Origin of the sequence: Paenibacillus oenotherae (genome assembly GCF_019443105.1) — a bacterium.
GTDB lineage: Bacteria > Bacillota > Bacilli > Paenibacillales > Paenibacillaceae > Paenibacillus_Z > Paenibacillus_Z oenotherae.
Genome location: NZ_JAHZIJ010000001.1, coordinates 41182 through 58730, shown reverse-complemented (window position 1 = coordinate 58730; position 17549 = coordinate 41182). Strand labels below are relative to the sequence as shown.

The 17549-nt window shown below is 50.9% G+C and carries 14 protein-coding genes; 11 read left to right on the top strand and 3 right to left on the bottom strand.

Features of this window, described 5'->3' with window-relative positions:
- The first annotated feature begins 411 nt into the window (after positions 1–411).
- The 6 genes from K0T92_RS00275 (at position 412) to K0T92_RS00250 (ending at position 4614) form a co-directional block, all read left to right on the top strand.
- Positions 412–1077, top strand: coding sequence for a DsbA family protein (locus tag K0T92_RS00275; RefSeq protein WP_219870424.1), 666 nt, complete (start codon positions 412–414; stop codon positions 1075–1077).
- A gap of 26 nt (positions 1078–1103) precedes the next feature.
- Entirely contained in the window at positions 1104–1520 is a 417-nt protein-coding gene (locus tag K0T92_RS00270; RefSeq protein ID WP_219870423.1) for a disulfide oxidoreductase, read from the top strand.
- Between the two features lie 80 nt (positions 1521–1600).
- Positions 1601–1810 carry a coiled-coil domain-containing protein 22 gene (locus K0T92_RS00265; protein ID WP_219870422.1) on the top strand — a complete coding sequence of 70 codons (210 nt, stop codon included), beginning with the start codon at positions 1601–1603 and terminating at the stop codon, positions 1808–1810.
- A gap of 80 nt (positions 1811–1890) precedes the next feature.
- On the top strand, positions 1891–2913 hold the full coding sequence (gene hflK / locus K0T92_RS00260) for an FtsH protease activity modulator HflK (protein WP_219870421.1): 1023 nt from the start codon (positions 1891–1893) through the stop codon (positions 2911–2913).
- Entirely contained in the window at positions 2910–3776 is an 867-nt protein-coding gene (gene hflC, locus K0T92_RS00255) for a protease modulator HflC (protein WP_219870420.1), read from the top strand. The genes hflK and hflC overlap by 4 nt, the downstream gene beginning before the upstream one ends.
- A gap of 187 nt (positions 3777–3963) precedes the next feature.
- A complete protein-coding gene (locus K0T92_RS00250) occupies positions 3964–4614 on the top strand; it encodes a cell wall hydrolase (RefSeq protein WP_219870419.1) in 651 nt (216 codons plus the stop codon).
- Between the two features lie 96 nt (positions 4615–4710).
- Here the strand turns inward: K0T92_RS00250 and K0T92_RS00245 are convergent, their stop codons facing one another.
- On the bottom strand, positions 4711–5544 hold the full coding sequence (locus K0T92_RS00245; protein ID WP_219870418.1) for a glycerophosphodiester phosphodiesterase: 834 nt from the start codon (positions 5542–5544) through the stop codon (positions 4711–4713).
- A gap of 407 nt (positions 5545–5951) precedes the next feature.
- Here K0T92_RS00245 and helD point away from each other — a divergent pair, with 407 nt between their 5' ends.
- Positions 5952–8327, top strand: coding sequence for an RNA polymerase recycling motor HelD (helD, locus tag K0T92_RS00240; RefSeq protein WP_219870417.1), 2376 nt, complete (start codon positions 5952–5954; stop codon positions 8325–8327).
- A 93-nt stretch (positions 8328–8420) separates the two neighbouring features.
- Here helD and K0T92_RS00235 read toward each other — a convergent pair whose 3' ends face one another.
- The gene (locus K0T92_RS00235; protein WP_343223602.1) at positions 8421–10064 is read right to left on the bottom strand and encodes a diguanylate cyclase domain-containing protein; all 1644 of its coding nucleotides are present in this window, start codon (positions 10062–10064) and stop codon (positions 8421–8423) included.
- A gap of 430 nt (positions 10065–10494) precedes the next feature.
- On the opposite strand from K0T92_RS00235, the gene K0T92_RS00230 reads away from it, so the two are divergent.
- From K0T92_RS00230 to K0T92_RS00215, 4 genes are read left to right on the top strand one after another with little or no spacing between them, the layout of a single operon-like run.
- Positions 10495–11886, top strand: coding sequence for an alpha/beta hydrolase (locus K0T92_RS00230; RefSeq protein WP_219871139.1), 1392 nt, complete (start codon positions 10495–10497; stop codon positions 11884–11886).
- Entirely contained in the window at positions 11867–13282 is a 1416-nt protein-coding gene (locus tag K0T92_RS00225) for a hypothetical protein (RefSeq protein ID WP_219870416.1), read from the top strand. The genes K0T92_RS00230 and K0T92_RS00225 overlap by 20 nt, the downstream gene beginning before the upstream one ends.
- A gap of 35 nt (positions 13283–13317) precedes the next feature.
- The gene (locus K0T92_RS00220) at positions 13318–14715 is read left to right on the top strand and encodes a class I adenylate-forming enzyme family protein (protein WP_219870415.1); all 1398 of its coding nucleotides are present in this window, start codon (positions 13318–13320) and stop codon (positions 14713–14715) included.
- 15 nt (positions 14716–14730) lie between these two features.
- Positions 14731–15489: a phytanoyl-CoA dioxygenase family protein gene (locus K0T92_RS00215; protein WP_219870414.1), complete on the top strand. Its 759-nt coding sequence runs from the start codon at positions 14731–14733 to the stop codon at positions 15487–15489.
- Between the two features lie 803 nt (positions 15490–16292).
- Here the strand turns inward: K0T92_RS00215 and K0T92_RS00210 are convergent.
- Positions 16293–17549 carry an MFS transporter gene (locus K0T92_RS00210; RefSeq protein WP_219870413.1) on the bottom strand — a complete coding sequence of 419 codons (1257 nt, stop codon included), beginning with the start codon at positions 17547–17549 and terminating at the stop codon, positions 16293–16295.

The window sequence follows — 17549 nt, the reverse complement described above, 5'->3', positions numbered from 1 at the left end:
TTCGCCCAAAAAAATTAACGTCAACCATCATTTTACAATGTTCAACTGTACGATCCCCGTTCAAGCTTCGAACCGTTCCAACAAATTAGAACGAGCGTTGTGAGACCTCCGGTGAAATGGGTGATTCTCAGGTTTGTACGAACCTCTTTGCTGAAAAGAAGTGAAAAATATGATTCTGAGCGAAAGGGATAATGGCCAAAAGAAAAAATAGCCGACATATATCCGGATACTAACAGCACCTGATTGTGTGAACGGGGAAAGAAAGTGCAAGAATTAGCAGTTTGTCATCATACATTCACACATTGTGATCGATTTTGTGATAAAATGTCTGTGCAAGATGGCGAAATATCCCCCCACACAAGTATCAGGCTTTCATCGCATGACAACAATATCAAATAGGAGAGGTACTTAATGGCAAAAAAACAAGCCAAATCGCGCAATTTAGTTATTTTTACACTTATTGTTATTGCACTGATCGTCACATTGTTCGTATTGAATCAGATGTCGAAAGAAGCGGGTAAGTATCAATCTTTTGATAATGCGCCTGAGCTCACGGGTCAACCGCTCCTTGGCAACAAGGATGCAAAGGTTACAATATACGAGTTCGGAGATTACAAGTGCCCATCCTGCAAATACTGGGGCGAGCAAATTTATCCTAAGCTTGTGAAGGATTATGTAGATACTGGTAAAGCTAATTTTTCTTTCATTAATGTGTTGTTCCACGGTGAAGAGTCGAGAATGAGCTCGCTTGCTGCGGAATCGGTGCTTGCGCAAAATCCTGAAGCTTTTTGGCCGTTCCACGAAGCTTTGTTCAGAGCCCAGCCTGATGTGGAAAGCAATTGGGTAACTGTGAACAAGATGCTGGAGGTCGCACAAACAATCCAACCAGGCATCGATATGGCTAAGCTGAAAAGCGATATTGAAACTTTAGCAACGCAACCTCAGGTTACCATTGACGAGGACCTGGTTCGCAATTTCAAAGTAAAACAAACACCAACCATCATGATTAATGATGTCATGCTGGATGATCCGTTTGACTATGACGCTATTGTTGAGCTGATAGAAGAAAAGCTGTAAGCGAACGTTCGGGAGAGGGGCAGTTTATGCGTATTCGCGAGTATACGTTGTACATGGCTTGGATCGTAGCGGTCGTCGCTACTCTGGGCAGCCTGTATTTTAGTGAAGTGTTAGAATACATACCGTGCGAATTATGCTGGTATCAACGGATTTTAATGTATCCGTTAAGTATTATTCTTGGCATTGCTGTATTCAAAGGCGACACGTCGATCAAAAAGTATGTGCTGCCTCTAAGCATTTTCGGCGGTTGTATATCGATCTTTCACTACATGGAGCAAAAAGTGCCCGGATTCTCTGCAATCAGGCCGTGCAAGTATGGCGTGCCTTGCAATGTTGACTATATCAATTGGCTCGGGTTTATTACGATTCCGTTCCTGGCGCTTATTGCATTTACGCTCATTACAATTATGATGATTCTGACCAAATCTTCGTCGTCCAAATGATTTAGCAGGTCGCAGCAACAACCATTCGCATGTTTGCGGGTGGTTGTTTTCATATTGAATTATTGGAGGGAGTACTTACAATGACAACAAATTCTAAAGAGACCGTTCATCCGTTCTATCAGCATGCGGAGCAAGCTTTTGCGCTGCTCCCGGATACGGAGACAGCGATAATGAAATTGAAAGCAGCCTTTGAAGCTGCTGATGAAGATTTTCTGGCGATTGAGCTGAAGGCGATGATTAAGCGTCTGGAAGAGATCAGACAATTGTTGTCAGAAGGCCCGCAGGGCTAGGCCATTTTGAAAAAACTTGAAACAATTTCTGTATTGGTTCGTATCAGGTGCTATATGAACAAATAGAGAGGGGAAGGTAAATGTACGAATCCATGGAACGACCTCAGCCGAGCAAGCCGCCTCAGCTCCCGCCAGGTCTGATGAAAAAGATTGTGATCGGTGTTATTGTGGCAGTAGTACTAGGAATTGGCAGCACGATGTTTTATACGGTTCAGGAACAAGAGAAAGCGGCGATCCTTACGTTTGGAAAATATACGGGTGAGAGTGAAGCAGGGCTTGGATTCAAGTGGCCTTATCCCATTCAAAGGGTCATCAAGGTTCCGGCTAATCTAACGCAACGCATCTATATCGGTTACCGTCAGGAAGGCGATACCGTTACACCTGTTGATGAAGAAGCGCTGATGATTACGGGCGATGAGAATATTGTTTCGGCGGATGCCGTCGTACAGTGGAAAATTAGCAATATTCGAGATTATCTGTACAATATTGAAGATCCGGAGACATTCCTCCGGAATTCCGCAATCTCGTCAATCCGTTCTATTATCGGTTCTTCGAAGCTTGATTACGCGATTACGGACGGTAAGACAGAGATTCAGAGCAAGGTTTATGCCAAGCTGCTGGAGCTTCATCAGAAGTATGAAACAGGCATTCATATCGTCGATATTAAATTCCAGGATATTGAACCGCCAAGCGGTCAGGTTGAGGAAGCATTCCGTGAGGTAACGAATGCCCGTGAAGAGAAGAATACGAAAATTAACAATGCAGCCAAGTATGAGAATGACCGGATACCAAAAGCGAGAGGGGAAGCACAGGCTCTGATTGAGAACGCTGAAGCACAGAAGAAATCACGTATTTTGAATGCGCAGGGCGATGTCGCCAAGTTTAATGCAATCCAATCGCAATATGCAGCGAACAAGAGTGTTACGGAGAGTCGTTTGATTCTAGAAACACTTGAGAAAATTTTGCCGAATGCCAAGCTGTTCATCTCGGAGTCTTCAGGAGAGACGGTCAAATATTTGCCGATTAATGAGCTTCTTCGGGGCGGTACTGGAGCCGCGGCAGCAGGAGCCAATAACGCCGGACAAGGAGGAGCATCCAAATGAATAAACGTCTAGTTATTATTCTGCTCTCTTCAATCGCCGCAGTTATTCTTTTATTCTCCTCGGTGTATATTGTTAAGGAGGGCGAGTACAAGGTCGTGCTCAAGTTCGGTGAAGCTGTGAGAGTCAGTGAAAGTCCGGGGCTCAAGCTCAAAATTCCCCTGATTGAATCTGTGAAATCACTGCCGAAGTATCAAATGACCTATGACAGTAATCCGACCTCGATTCTGACGAAAGACAAGAAGCCGATTATTGTGGACAACTATACGGTGTGGAGAATTGTAGATGTAGAAAAATTCCTTCAATCTGTTCAGACGGTTACATCCGGGGTGCAACGGATCGATGAAGCGGTTTATAATACGGTGCGACGCAAGCTCTCAGAGATCAACTACGATAATATTATCAGTGAAAATACGGAACGCGGTAATATTAACGATGAGATTACGAAGGATGTCGCTACTGCACTGGAGCGCGACAACTACGGAATCAAGATCATCGATGTGCGGATTAAACGAACTGATCTGCCAGAGGGGAACAAGCAGAGCGTTTACAATCGGATGATTTCTGACCGGCAATCGATTGCGGCGCGTTATCTGTCAGAGGGTGACGAGGAGTCGCGGAAAATCACCTCGAAGGCGGATCGGTCAGCTGTTGAGCTGATTGCCCAAGCGGAGGCAGATGCGAAGAAGATCATTGCTCAAGGCGAGCAGGAAGCGGCTAAAATATACAACCAGAGCTACGGCAAGGATCCGCAGTTCTACAGCTTCTATCGCACGCTGGAAAGCTATGTGACTACGATGAAGAACGAGCCGGTCATTATTATGCCGATCGAATCACCTTATGCAAAAATATTGCTCGGCAAATAATGCCGGGTGAGCGAGCCAGGATCGCCGACACCGCAGACTGCGGTGTTGGCGGTCTTTTTTTCATATTTTGGAACATTAAAATTTATTAGGAAACCAAGGGTCAGTCTGTCTGGCATGCTAGAATTAGTGACGCAGGCAAAAGCCCAATATTATAACGCTAAAAGCGTGAGGAGGAGCTAAACACAACATGTTCAGACATCTTAGTATGCTGGTTCTCATCGTCGTAATGATTGCGGCAGCAACCCCGCTAGGCCGTGCCGAAGCTGCTGCGCCACCCGCGTTGAAGCTTGGCAGCAACGGGCCGGATGTACCGGATTTGCAATACAGGCTGCAGCTGCTCGGCCATTACCACGCCTCAACGATCACGACTTATTATGGTGCAGCAACCCGTAATGCTGTATCGCGTTTTCAGAAGGTCTATGGCCTTCCTGCTGACGGTATCGCGGGTTCCCGAACATGGGCCGCTTTGAAAAAGGTTTCGGTCAGCAAGCCGGAGCTCTCCAAGCTTGCAAGGGTTGTCTATTCGGAAGCCCGGGGTGAACCGTACAAAGGTCAAGTGGCTGTAGGTGCTGTTGTTATGAACAGGCTGCAATCCCCGTTATTCCCGCACACATTGACCGAAGTTATTATGGAGCCCTATGCCTTCACCGCCGTAATGGACGGACAATATTGGCTTCTTCCTGATGCTACGGCTTTCCAGGCCGCCAAGGATGCCGTTAAAGGCTGGGATCCCACTGGTCATGCATTGTTCTATTACAACCCGGATACTGCCACCTCGCAGTGGATCAGAACCCGTGAGATTATTCTGAGGATCGGCAGCCACGTGTTCACTAAATAAGCGGTGCCGTCACATAATTAGACATTTGCATCGAAGAAACACAGCAAAGGCTTGTTCTCTCGCGGAAGAGGACAAGCCTTTGCTTTTTATCTGTTACTAACTTCGCTCACGGATTACATAATCAGGGTAGTCGGTAATAATGCCTTCGACATTCAGTTTCAGGAGAGGACGTACTTGCGCCGCATCGCGTACGGTCCATGTCATGATCCCCATTCCGTGAGCATGAATGCGCTGAACGACATCTTCATTTACGAACAGGAGATTCGGATTGATATAATCCGCATATGCGCTGAATTCAGCCAGCATCTCCTCCGTTAAGTGATAGGAGCCTGCTGTCAGAACACCAATGGGTACTTCGGGGAGCAGGCTGTGGAACTTTTTCAAAGATTGGAAGTCAAAGGATTGTACAATAATTTTTTGATCATTCGACTGATGCAGGCCGCGAACCCGAAGTGCTTGAGCTATTTTCTCCTCGATGCCTGGATAGAGATGGGGCGATTTGATCTCGATTAGAATGCCGATTCGATTATGATAGCGATCAAGGGCTTCATCTAAGGAGGGGATAGGCTCACCTGCAAACGCAGGAGAGAAGAAGCTCCCGGCATCTAAAGTTTTGAGCTCATCATAGGTCATGCTGCCCACCAAGCCGGTTCCGTTCGTGGTACGGTTAACGGTCGTATCATGTATGAGCATGAGACGGCCATCCCTGCTCAGCTGCACATCAAGCTCAATATAATCGGCATCGAGCTCCAGTGCCTTCTCAAAAGCGGCCATCGTATTCTCGGGAGCATAACCGGATGCGCCGCGGTGCGCAATCGTGAGCACCTTTGCCGATTGCTGTCCGGCAGCTCCCGCAACTGCAGCAGAGGCGCCTTCATCAAGGCCTGCTGCCAGCAGCAATCCAATTGCTATATGGCATATAAGGTGCATCTCTCTAATCTCTCCTCTACATAGCAACACTGGATAGACATTCAATATCTTCATTCAACTGGAGGGATGTGTATGTATTATGAAGCGGGTTTTCATTTCCTATCCAATTCGGAGCCTGGAAGCTGGCATGAGTCCCGTCATTGATCATCATTTCTCGTGGAAAGCACAAGAGAGGCTGTCCCCCGTCATTAGGAATGACATGGGGGACAGCCTCTATAAGATATTGATTGATGATAAGATTAGGTTGCTCTTGCGGTCAGAGTCTGATAAAATCAAACTTGGACTCAAAAGAGTAAGTTTCCGAAAAATAGTATTATCCAAAATAATTATAGCACGATGTCCTTGGCCGTGTCAATCGTTATTTGGATAGGATTGTTTGATCGATAGTGCTGGAAAGGATGGTTGTCATGAATCAAACCAATCAGGATTGGGCGCTTGAGCAGAAGCGAGTGGATGAGGTTGTAGCCGAAATCAATAGACGAATTGCTCTGCTGGAGCAGGAGACATTAGATACGAAATCCGAAATGGTCGATATACGTAAAAATTTCTGGGATGATGTTACTGTCAATTTCGAAGATGCGACAGAAATGGCGGAAACGTATGCGAGTATGAAGCAGCAGGCTGAGCTCTTGTCGGAGCGGGAGCGGACACACCGCCAAGCCGCGCTTCAGCTGCGCACGTTGAATAAGCTTCAGCTCTCGCCTTATTTTGGCCGGATCGATTATAAGGAGGAAGGGGAGCAGGCAGCGGATGCCATCTATCTCGGCATTGCATCACTGCGGGATGGCAGTGACGAGAACTATTTGATCTATGATTGGCGCGCTCCGGTCTCCAGTCTTTATTATGACTATCCGCCCGGTCCAGCCCGATATGAAACTCCGATGGGGATGATTGAAGGGGAACTGCAGCTCAAACGGCAATATATGATCCGTGATGGCGCGATCGTCAGCCTGTTCGACACAGGTGTGACGATTGGCGATGAGCTGCTTCAGGAGGTGTTGGGCAAACAATCCGACGCCCAGATGAAGAGTATTGTCGCGACGATTCAACGGGAGCAGAATCGTATTATCCGCAATGAGCGCAGCCGGCTGCTCGTTGTTCAGGGGGCGGCCGGGAGCGGTAAAACATCGGCAGCGCTTCAACGTGTCGCTTATCTGCTCTACCGCTATCGAGGCACTCTAACTGCCGATCAAGTGGTATTATTCTCGCCGAATCCGATGTTCAACAGCTATGTTGCCACCGTGCTGCCTGAGCTGGGCGAGGACAATATGCAGCAGACGACCTTCCAGGACTATCTTGTCTATCGAATTGGCAAAGCGTTCAAGCTGGAAGGGCCGTATGAACAGCTTGAATATGCGCTCACTGCGGGGGACGATCCGGAATACGCAGCGAGAATGGGAGGCATTCGTTACAAGGCATCGATGAGTTACGCCGCGCTTATTGAACGTTATCTGGTTCACTTAAGCACGCAGGGTCTCGTATTCCGAAGTCTGGTGTTCCGCGGAGAGCCGATGGTAGATGCTGAAGCGCTGGCAGCGTATTTCTATACGCTGGATCATGCCATACCGATTCCGAACCGGCTGCGCCTGGTGGCAGATTGGCTGCTGGAGCAGCTGAAGGAGCGCGAGCAGGCGGCATGCAGCGAGGCTTGGGTGGAGAACGAGATCGAGCTGCTGGACAAGGAAACCTATCTGAAGGCGTTCCAGAGCCTGAAGCGGCAAAAGGGCTTCTCAGGCAAATCATTCGACGATTATGAGCGCGAGCAGATGCTTCTGGCGAAATATGTAGTGAAAGAGAGGTTCAAGCCTCTCCGTTCACGGATCAAGAAGCTCGGATTTATCGATCTGAAATCGATCTATCGCCAGCTCTTTGCCGAGCCCGCATTTGCCCGTGCAATTGCCGATGAATCGTGCAGTCTCCCCCAGAATTGGCCGGATATTTGCACCGCGACACGGGGACGGCTGGATTGCGGGGATATGGCCTATGAGGATGCGACGCCGTTCCTGTATCTGGTTGAACGAATACGCGGATTCCAGACGAATACGTCGGTTCGGCATCTGATCATCGACGAAGCGCAGGACTATACGGCTTTTCAGTTCGCCTTCTTGAAGCGGATGTTTCCTCGGAGCAAGGTGACAGCGCTTGGCGATCTGAATCAGTCTATTAATGCGCACACATCCGGAGGGAGCGGAGGGTTCGCAGCCTTGAAGGAGCTGTATGAGCAGGAGGAGACGGAGACGATTGTGCTGACGCGGAGCTACCGCTCTACAAGGCAGATTGTTGAATTTACGAGCCGGTTCATCGATGACGGGAATGCCATCGAGCCATTTAATCGCGATGGCATCAAACCGACGCTCACAGCGGCTTCAGGTGAAGCGGAGCTGCATCGGTTGGTTGGAGAGCGGATTGAAGAGCTGTTGTCCGCAGGGCATGGAACCATCGCGGTCATCTGCAAAACAATTGCTGAGAGCCGTATTGCTTATGAAGCGTTAAAGGGAGCTGTTCCGCCGATCCGGCTGCTGGAGCAGGAGACCTCGTCCTTCGAGCCTGGTGTCGTTGTCATTCCCTCTTACCTGTCGAAAGGGGTCGAATTCGACGCCGTTATTGTCTATGATGGCTCATCCAGGCAATACAGCCGCGAGAGTGAACGGAGATTATTCTACACCGTATGTACTCGGGCCATGCATGAGCTCCATCTCTACAAGGCAGCGGGAGAGTGGAGTCCGTTCATAACGGACGAGGCGAAGCAGCTATGCCTGCTTGAGAGCGGCGAAGCGGGATAAAGGGGATGCAAAAAGAGACGCGTTCAGCACGAATTGTGCCGGGGCGTCTCTTTTTGCATCCATCCTGCTGCGGCAAGCGCTGCACGAATGTAATTAGCGGTCTTCCGCTGTGGATGTGAAGGTGGTGCGGTTCTTGCCTGCTCGCTTGGAGGCATACAAGGCCGCGTCTGCAAGACGCATGGTCGCAATGGGATCTTCTCCGTCAGTTGGCCATACGGAGCCGCCTACGCTGCAGCCAATTTGAATCTCTTGGCCTTCGATGACGAAGGGCTCGTTCAGATGCCGGATAATTTCATCTGCAATGCGGAGTCCTTCTTGGACGGCCTGCTCGCGGGAGGTATGCAGAATCGCGACAAACTCATCGCCGCCGAGTCTGGATACGATTTCGCCGTCGCGCACGCAGGACAGAAGGCGGGCGGCCACCAGTTGAAGCAGTTGGTCGCCTGCGGCATGTCCCAGCGAATCGTTAATGTTCTTGAAGCCGTCCAGATCCAGATAAAGAAAGGTCAGCGCTGTCGCATTCTGCCCGGCTTTATGAATGGCTCTATCCAAATAGGAGTCCAGTGCGATCCGGTTCGGAAGCCCGGTCAGCTTATCGTGGTGGGCCAAGCTCTCCATTGCGCCGAGCGCATTCTCGGTTCGTGTCAAGTTATCGACCAGGCTGCGAAGGGAGGAGGATAAAATTTCGATATCCTTATAGCTCCGCTGATAAGGGATTTCGACCTGCTCGCCGCTGCGGAGACGATCTGCAGCGACTGCAATCCGCTTGAGCGGCTTGGCAACAATACCGGCGATGAACCAGCCGATCATTGCGAACAGGAGGGCGGCGAGGCAGCCTATCGTTAAAATCGACATTTGGAGCTCACCGACAGATTCGAACGCGACATCGACTGGCTGGCGAACGACTACAGTCCATCCCAAGCCTAAGTAATTCAAATAACCGTCTCCATAGGCGTAACCTGTCAAATAAGTGCGGCCATCGGGCCATTGCTCTGTCATCCAATGATTGTTGCCGGCCTGGGCTTCACGAATGCTTGCCAGCTCAAGAGGCTGTCCGACCATAGCTTTGGGGCCAAGCAGGACGACATTGTCCTGCTTGCTGACGATCAGAATTTGAAGCTCCTCCATCCGTTCCTGAATTGGCTTCATAATGGAGTTCTCCACTTGGCGCGACCATTCCCAGCTGAGGTGCGCGGCCAGGACACCGACAAGCTCTCCCTCGGCATTATGGACAGGTGTGCTGATATCAACGAACTGCAGCGGTTCGCCGGTAGGATTCGGAAGCAGCTTGGCGAGCAGAACGGCATCGTGAACATCGCCGATAAACTGGCTTGCCAGCGCGTTTTTATAGACCGGACGGGCGGAGATATCTTTGCCGACCAGTATATCGCCGGTCGAAGCGACGATGGTTCCTTGCGGATCCAAGAATCCGACCCAGGTGAAGGAGGGGAAGTTCAGTTTGAGATCCTCCAAATATTCATGCACCCGGCGCGGATCAGTAGGTTTGCGCAAAATATCGCTCTTGCTTATAACTTCAATTTCGCCGGCGCGAGACCACATGAAATGATCCAGATTTTCAGCCATTTGATAGGAGATTTCGGATAAGGTGTTGCCGATTTTCTCTTCGAGCTCGTTGGTTGACCGGCTGCTTGTCGTTATGCTGAGCAGTGTCGACATAAGGATGATAAGGACGGCGAATACAAGGGAAAGACTAGTGCGCAAGCTTGGTAAAAACACGAATATATCCTCCTCCAGACAACCGTCCCGGCAAAAATGGGCCGTATGGTTTGAATTGGGTTTTATCCGATAATTATAGCGTATATGAAGGAAGAGAGGGGGGGATTTTGTTGAAAATTGTCGGTTTAATTGGAATAATATCTTTTTCGCGAAGGAGCCAGGAAAAGCGGTTGACAAATGTTTTGTTGACATATTAGGATGTAAATGTAATTGATTGTAATTGTATGCGTTATCAAAACAGAGGGCCCTGCTTTTTATACCGGACCTAGGCTATAAAAACAACCCCGCTTCTTTTGTTGAGGAAGCGGGGTTGCTTGCATCTTCTAACCGGTAAGCGAATGGCTGATCACGACTAAAGGGAGGTGAGGAACACATTCATACAACGCTTGATGCGTAATGATCCTGCTTGATAAGGAGGCGGAGCGTGAGCTTGAGGAATGAATCCAAGATCATCATCGTATCGAATTTTCATGCAAACAAATTAAACAATGACAGGAGGCTATTTATATACTTGCCGCGAGGCTATGAACAAAATGAGCACAAAAGATACCAGGTTCTGTACATGCATGCTGGCCAGCGGGCATTCGACCCCGTACAACCAGGCACTGAATCATGGAACATCCATAAGGCCGCTGACAGATTGATAGCTGACGGACTGATGGAAGAGATAATTATCGTCGCAATCGCGCATGTCAGGCCAACAGAATCCAATGAGTTCTACCACTTTACCGCGCCCAATGAAGAGCTGGCGCATATAAAATGCTCGGGACTGGATTATGAGGATTTTATTATCCACGATCTGAAGCCGTATATTGACGAGCGCTTCCGCACGTTGACGGAGCCTCGGCATACCGCGCTATTGGGCTCGTCTGCGGGCGCCCTTTCGACGTACAATATCGGCTTTCGCAATCCGCATATTTTCGGCAAGCTGATGATGCTCTCGCCTTATTTTGTCAAAGCGCGTCTCGATGAGCAGTCCGATTCCGGCCTGTTTGAAGAAACGATCTATGACATGTATGAGGGCAAGCCTGCGTTGAAAATATGGATGGATATCGGAGATGCGGAGGGGCTGTTCCTGCCCCGTCATGTTAGAGGGACCGTTGATGAACTGATCGGCAGGGGATACCGTTATGGTGATGAAATCGGTTACTTGCTGCAGCCGGAGGCCGCACATCAAGAACGTGATTGGGGAGAGCGGGTACATATTCCTCTGCTCTATATGTTCGGCACAATCGGCAAGCCCGTCGCACTGGAATTAATCGCCAGAGATGATGTCGGTCTCCAGGGAATGAGCGTGTCTATCAATGCGCTGGTTCATTACGACAGCGGTTTTGTGATGAGCGAGCTTGAGGGGACTTACATTGTCGAGCATCCTGATGTGCTGGAGGTAACCGGCGACGGGGTCATTATTCCGAAGGCCGAAGGCGTTACGAATGTGACCCTGATCGCTCACGGCCTGCAGGCAAGCCGGCAATTTACTGTAATCAAGGAACTGTCCCATTTGGTATGCGTGCGCATGAGTGTGAAGGTGCCGTCTTCTACCCCCGATCGTTCGGCTATATACGGCGGTATGGGCATGAAGCTGGAGACAACCGGCAATCTGGTGTTCGAGGGACAATTCATGGTTCCGCGCGACAGCGGCTATCAGTTCCGGTTCACGCGGGGCTTCCGGATGTTCGAGGTGGATGCGGAGGGCAATCCAATCAGGAACCGCTGCTTCAGAGCGGATAAAGACGTTGAGCTCCATTATGAGGTGGAGCAGTGGGAAGGGCTTGGCAAGAGCGGTCCGGAGAGGAAGGATTATGCAGATACCACATTTTGATCCTGTTCTCCAGCTCCCTTATTATTATCCGTGCAATTTTCCATTCATTCATGAGGCGATGAAGCGGAAGGGCTCGGAGAGCCGCTTCAGCCTTCTCGCTAACGCAAGAATGTATGGTCTGCCCGCTATTTCTGATACGGGGAATTTGCGCTGGTATTTCTCCAAGCTTGGCTATAAGGAAGCGATATGGTCAACGACGGAAAGAAAGGGATTGCCTGACTTTGAGCAGGGTCTGAAAGAGATCAGAGCGCGCATAAGCGAGGGCGAGCTGTTCCTGGCTACGGGAACCAGCTATTTCCTTCCTTATTGCGACGATTATATGAATCCCAGATACATTGAGAAACATACGGAGCCCGGTTCGCGCTTGTACCTGGTCGATCACTGGATAGGCGTGCACGGCATTTATGATGATCACCTGCTCGTCTATGATCCCGTGCCCGCGCAATTTTCCGGGCCTGTCGGCAGGGAGGATTTCCACGGGTTCTGGAAAGGCAATGTAAGCATTCCCGAGCTTGCCGAAGCAGGCCGCAGGGAAGAGCTGCTCAAGTACTGCACGCTGGAAGTTGAGATGGAGGAACGGCTGACGCCGGGGACGCTCAAGGATGCTATGCGGAGTACGCTGGCGACGAGCGCACACGAATTTCTGTCCGGCAGAGAAGTGAGCGAAGGCGAGCGAACCTTTTATTTTGGCCATGCTGCATCTGTCCGGATCAAGATGAATCTGCAGTTGGCGATGACGGATGCTGAGAAGCTGCAAAGCGTTGCCGTACAGGTTTTCGACATGCGGTGGAGCCGCTATTTTCTCCGTGATCTGCTGCAGGATATGGCAGAGGTGTGCGGCCCGGAATATGCGAGTATCCATATCGAATTCGGTGAAATCATCAAGGAGTGGGAGCAAGCGCATAAGCTGTTCCGGTTCAGAGCGGATAAGAGCGTCATGAATGCGGAGCAGCTGCGGCTGCTGGATGCCTTTGTCAATGAACTCATCAAGAGGGAGTACCGGTTCTACGAACGGGTCGCTGCTCTTCTGCAGGGCGTGCCGCTGCTCGGCAAACGTTCGGCCGCTGACGGGTCGCCTCTGCCTCTGCCGGATGAAGACATGCTATTGCGCATTATTTTGGAGGGCTGCGCGGAAATCAATGCGACCCGTCATGCCAAAATCCCGGTAGAGCTCGGCCTTCAGGCACCTCTATACGGTCGTGATGGGAATCTGGACTCGCTCGGTCTCATCTCGCTGCTCGCAATCATTGAACAGGATATTCTGGATGGGATGGGCGTTGAGCTGCTTTTGGCCGAAGAGAACGCGCTGTCCGATCGCAGCAGTCCGTTTCGCACGATTGAGAGTTTGATTGATTATATTAGGGACAAGCTGCCTAAAGTGCTAACCGCCGTGTAAATGCATGGACTTTCTTCAGAAGAGAGGGGCTGCGGATGTTCCATCATTTCTTACTGGAACGTTTCGAACAGTTTCGAGACAGGGCTGCTGTTGTATGGCGCGGCGATGAGTATTCATACGACTGGCTGCTCGCCGCCATCCGCGCTCGCATCGAGCAGCTGAACGCCAGCGGAGGCGCTGCAGGCCGCATCGTCTCCCTGGAAGGGGACTACTCTCCCTTTACTCTAGCAACGTTATTTGCCCTCTTTGAACTGCGTTCCATTGTTGTCCCTGTGGACAGCAGCCTGGTCGAAGCTCAGAAAATAAAGTATTTGCAGACAGCCGGAGCCGGGATGAGGATTATTGAAGGGCCCGAAGGCATGAAGATTCTGCCGGTCGCTGCAAGGACTGGGCGGGGGACCTGCGAGGACGAGTCGTCGGCCCCTGAACGGAGCCCGTGGATTGCCCGTTTGCAGGAGGAGAAGGCGCCGGGATTAATTATCTTTACTTCGGGCTCGACCGGGACAAGCAAGGCGGCGGTTCATCATGCCGGCATGCTGCTGGAGAAATACCGCCTGGTGGGACGCGCGAAACGAACGATACCGTTCATGATGTTCGACCATATCGGCGGGATCAACACGATGCTGCAGACGGTATCGGGCGGAGGCTGTCTGCTTATTGTTGCGGATCGGTCGCCTGCGGAGATCTGCCGGATGATCGAGGCCTATAAAGTAGAGGCGCTGCCCGTTTCGCCGACCTTTATGAACCTGCTGCTGATCAGCGAGGCTTACAAGGATTACGATCTTAGCAGTCTGGAAGTTGTCTCTTACGGCTCCGAGGTCATGCCCCAAAGCACGCTTGCCGCATGGAACAGTCAGTTCCCGCACGTACGTGCGGTACAAGCCTACGGCATGTCCGAGCTGGGCGTTCTTCATACCAAATCGAAGGACTCGAATTCTCTCCTGTTTGCATTGAAGGGCGCGGGGGTCGAGTATCGCATTGTGGACGGCATGCTTGAGGTCAAAGCGCCGACAGCTATGCTGGGCTATCTGAATGCGCCGCATCCGTTCACAGAGGACGGCTGGCTGCGGACCGGGGATATGGCCAGAACGGAAGGGGAATTCATCCAAATTCTAGGGCGCAAATCCGATATTATCAACGTTGGCGGGGAGAAGGTATTCCCGGCCGAGGTGGAGAGCGTGCTGCAGCTGCTGAGCAATATCGAGGAGGTAGCCGTCAGCTCCGCGCCGAGCGGAATTACCGGCCAGATGGTGAAGGCGACGATCAGGCTGAAGCAGGAAGAAAGTCTGAAGCAGCTGCGCAGCCGCATCTGGGAATTCTGCAAGGACAAGCTGCCTCCATACAAGATTCCGCAAAAAATCGAAGTTACTTCTCAGTCTCTTACTAGCGATCGTTTGAAAAAAATCAGGTCGGTACAGAGTGCCAAATACTAATATGAGGTGATGAGAATGCAAGCGATGATTAGCCAATATGCCAAGGAATTAGAGCAATTTCACAAGGATGGATACATTGTGTTCCGCAATGCGCTGAACGCTGAGCAGGTAGCTGCTGTTAAGAACGGGATTCAGGAGGCTTTCGAAGGCAAGCATGAGAAGGTCATGCTGCAGGGGCCTATGTTCGAGCGGGGCGAAGTGTTCGAGTCATTGGTGGATCATCCGGCCGTTATCGATTTTGTTGAAGAGATTCTCGGAACGGATTGTCAATTAAGCAGCATGAATGGCATGCGTACTTCGAGCAACAATGCGGTCAGCAAATGGCATGTGGACGAGGCGCTCTTCTTCCCGCTGCCCGATGGCATCGAGATTGATCCCCGCATCCAAATGCCGGTCTATCTCGTTAATGCGCTCTACTATCTGGATGATATTACGGAAGAAATGGGCCCGACACAGGTCGTTCCCGGCTCGCACCGTGCAGGCAAGCATCTCGGATTCACAGAAGAGATCGAGCCCTACAAGGGCGTTGAGCCCATCTCTGTATTGGCAAAGGCTGGCGACTGCCTCGTGTTCAACAGCCAAGTGTGGCACAGAGGCGCTCCCAACACGAGCAACGCATCCAGATACGTTCAGCAGATCATTTACCGCAAAAAATTCATTGTGCCGCATCTGAGCCATGACAACAATGCGGTGTACAAGGCGCCTCAAGAGGTGCTGGATCGGGCGACTGCCAGAAGGAAAAGATTGCTCGGCTTCAACGAAACTATTTTTTAGTTGTTAGAGCAAGGGGGCTGTCCAAAAGCTGTCTGCTGATTGTTGCCCGGCCTCTGTTGCATGGACTCGATAAAACCTTCGGTCCCACAATTTTTGTGGGTTCCGGAGGTTTTTTTGGGCTTGAGGGTGCTCTATGGGAGCTCAATCAGGGGAGGCGGGCAGCAAGCCTGCATAAGCGCAGCCATTTCGGTTAAAAGAGGTGCCAGGAGGCAGGAAGCCTGCGATGATCGGGCTGCCCAGAAAGTCAGTTGGAGCGCTTCCGTTAGCTAAGCTTCTAAGCGTATGAGAGTGAGTGACGGCAACACATTCGGTTGGTGGTGAGAGGGAAGCCTGCGAAAGTGCAGGAATTTCAGCTAAAAGTAGCCATTATAGGCAGAATGCCTGCGATTGCGCAGGAATATATGGCCGATCGGTCCAATAGAGGGAAAACATGGCGAAAAGCCTGCGCTTTGGCAGGCATTGGGTCTTTATCAAACAGAAAGGATAAAAAGCCAGCCTATTCGCAGGCTTTTGAGAAAGTCCGGCGGACTTTCCGTCAACTGACCTCTAACGTGCAAGAGTGACTGACTACCGAACATCCGGTCGGTAGATTTCACTCTTTTCATTCTCCCATTTTGTATGATTCAGTGAAAACAATGACTTTCTGGGCAGCCTGGATGATGCAGGAATATCGGCGCGGAATAGGCTGCTAGCGGGCCGGAACGCGAAAAAACCTGCTTTTACGCAGGAATGCTCGCCGCCGAATCATGCTGGCTGATTAAAGCCAGCTGATTACGGAATCGCCCTTAGGGCGCAGAAATGAATCAGTTGAACGTCCGCAGCGCTCTCTGGAATAGCAGGATCAGCACGCTGATAAGCAGCAGCGCGATGCCGAATCCGGTCAAAGGAATGTCCGGTCCCTTCAGATCAGCGAGAAAGGAAGCGGCTACGATCCCGACCGGAGGAAGTACGCTGGATAAGGAGCCCAGGGTGGAGAATACTCTGCCCTGCAGCTCAGGGCTGACCTTCACGCGCAGAATGATGCTGGAGAGCATGGTACAGAAAGAAAATAAGAACCCCATTAGCAGAATAAGCGGAATAGCCGGCCATGCAGAGGTCAGGAGAGACAATGTGATCAGTACCGGACTCATCGCGATCAGGCTGCCGCAGATCAATAGGCCGCGCCGTTTCATTCGTGTATCGATCAGCAGAATAACCCCGGCTCCGATAATATATCCGGTCGGAATACAGGCCTCGATCAAGCCGAACTGCATCGGATTCGCAGACCACTGCTTGACGGCCATTACCTGAATAAGCATCAGGCTGGAGACGAAGAACATGTTCACGACAGGCGCGAGAAAGACCAGACTGCGGATGAAGGAATCCTTCCAAATATACTGAAGCCCTGATTTCATATCCTGCCAAAAGGATTGCTTTTCTTTTTGCTCGGTGGAATGCGAGCTTGGGAAACGGGTGCACGCGAGCACCAGAAGAGCAGACAGAAAAAAAGCACAGGCATCTACGATGATGGCTACGGACCCTCCGAACATGGCGACGAAAGCGCCTCCGAGAGCAAGACCCGAGATCCGGGCCGTATTATCGCTAATATTGATGAAGCCCACCGCCTTCTGCACTTTGGACACACCGACTATATTAACGATGGAGGCATGCAGGGCAGGGGATTGGAACAGGCCGCCAATCGAGACCAGCGCGGTCAGGGCGAAGACGATCGCAATAGGAACATCCGGTATCGCGATGCACAGCGCGACGCCAAGCACGAGCACGCCCCTGATGGAATCTGCCATCCACATCAATTTTCTCCGGTCCATCCGGTCTACGACAGTTCCTGCCATCGTGCCGAAGGCCAGTTGGGTGAAGATGTAGATCAACAGAATAGCCGACATGTAGCGGGCGCTGCCGGTCGTTTGCAGAATCCACAAGCTGAGCGCGACGCTGTGAAAGCAATTGCCAAAGGTGGAGAGGGTGTAGCCGGAAAGCACGAGCACAAAGTTGCGGTTGCGCCAAAGACCTTTATTATCTTGCGGCAGGGGAAGAGCAGCTTCTTGCGTTGGAATGAACAA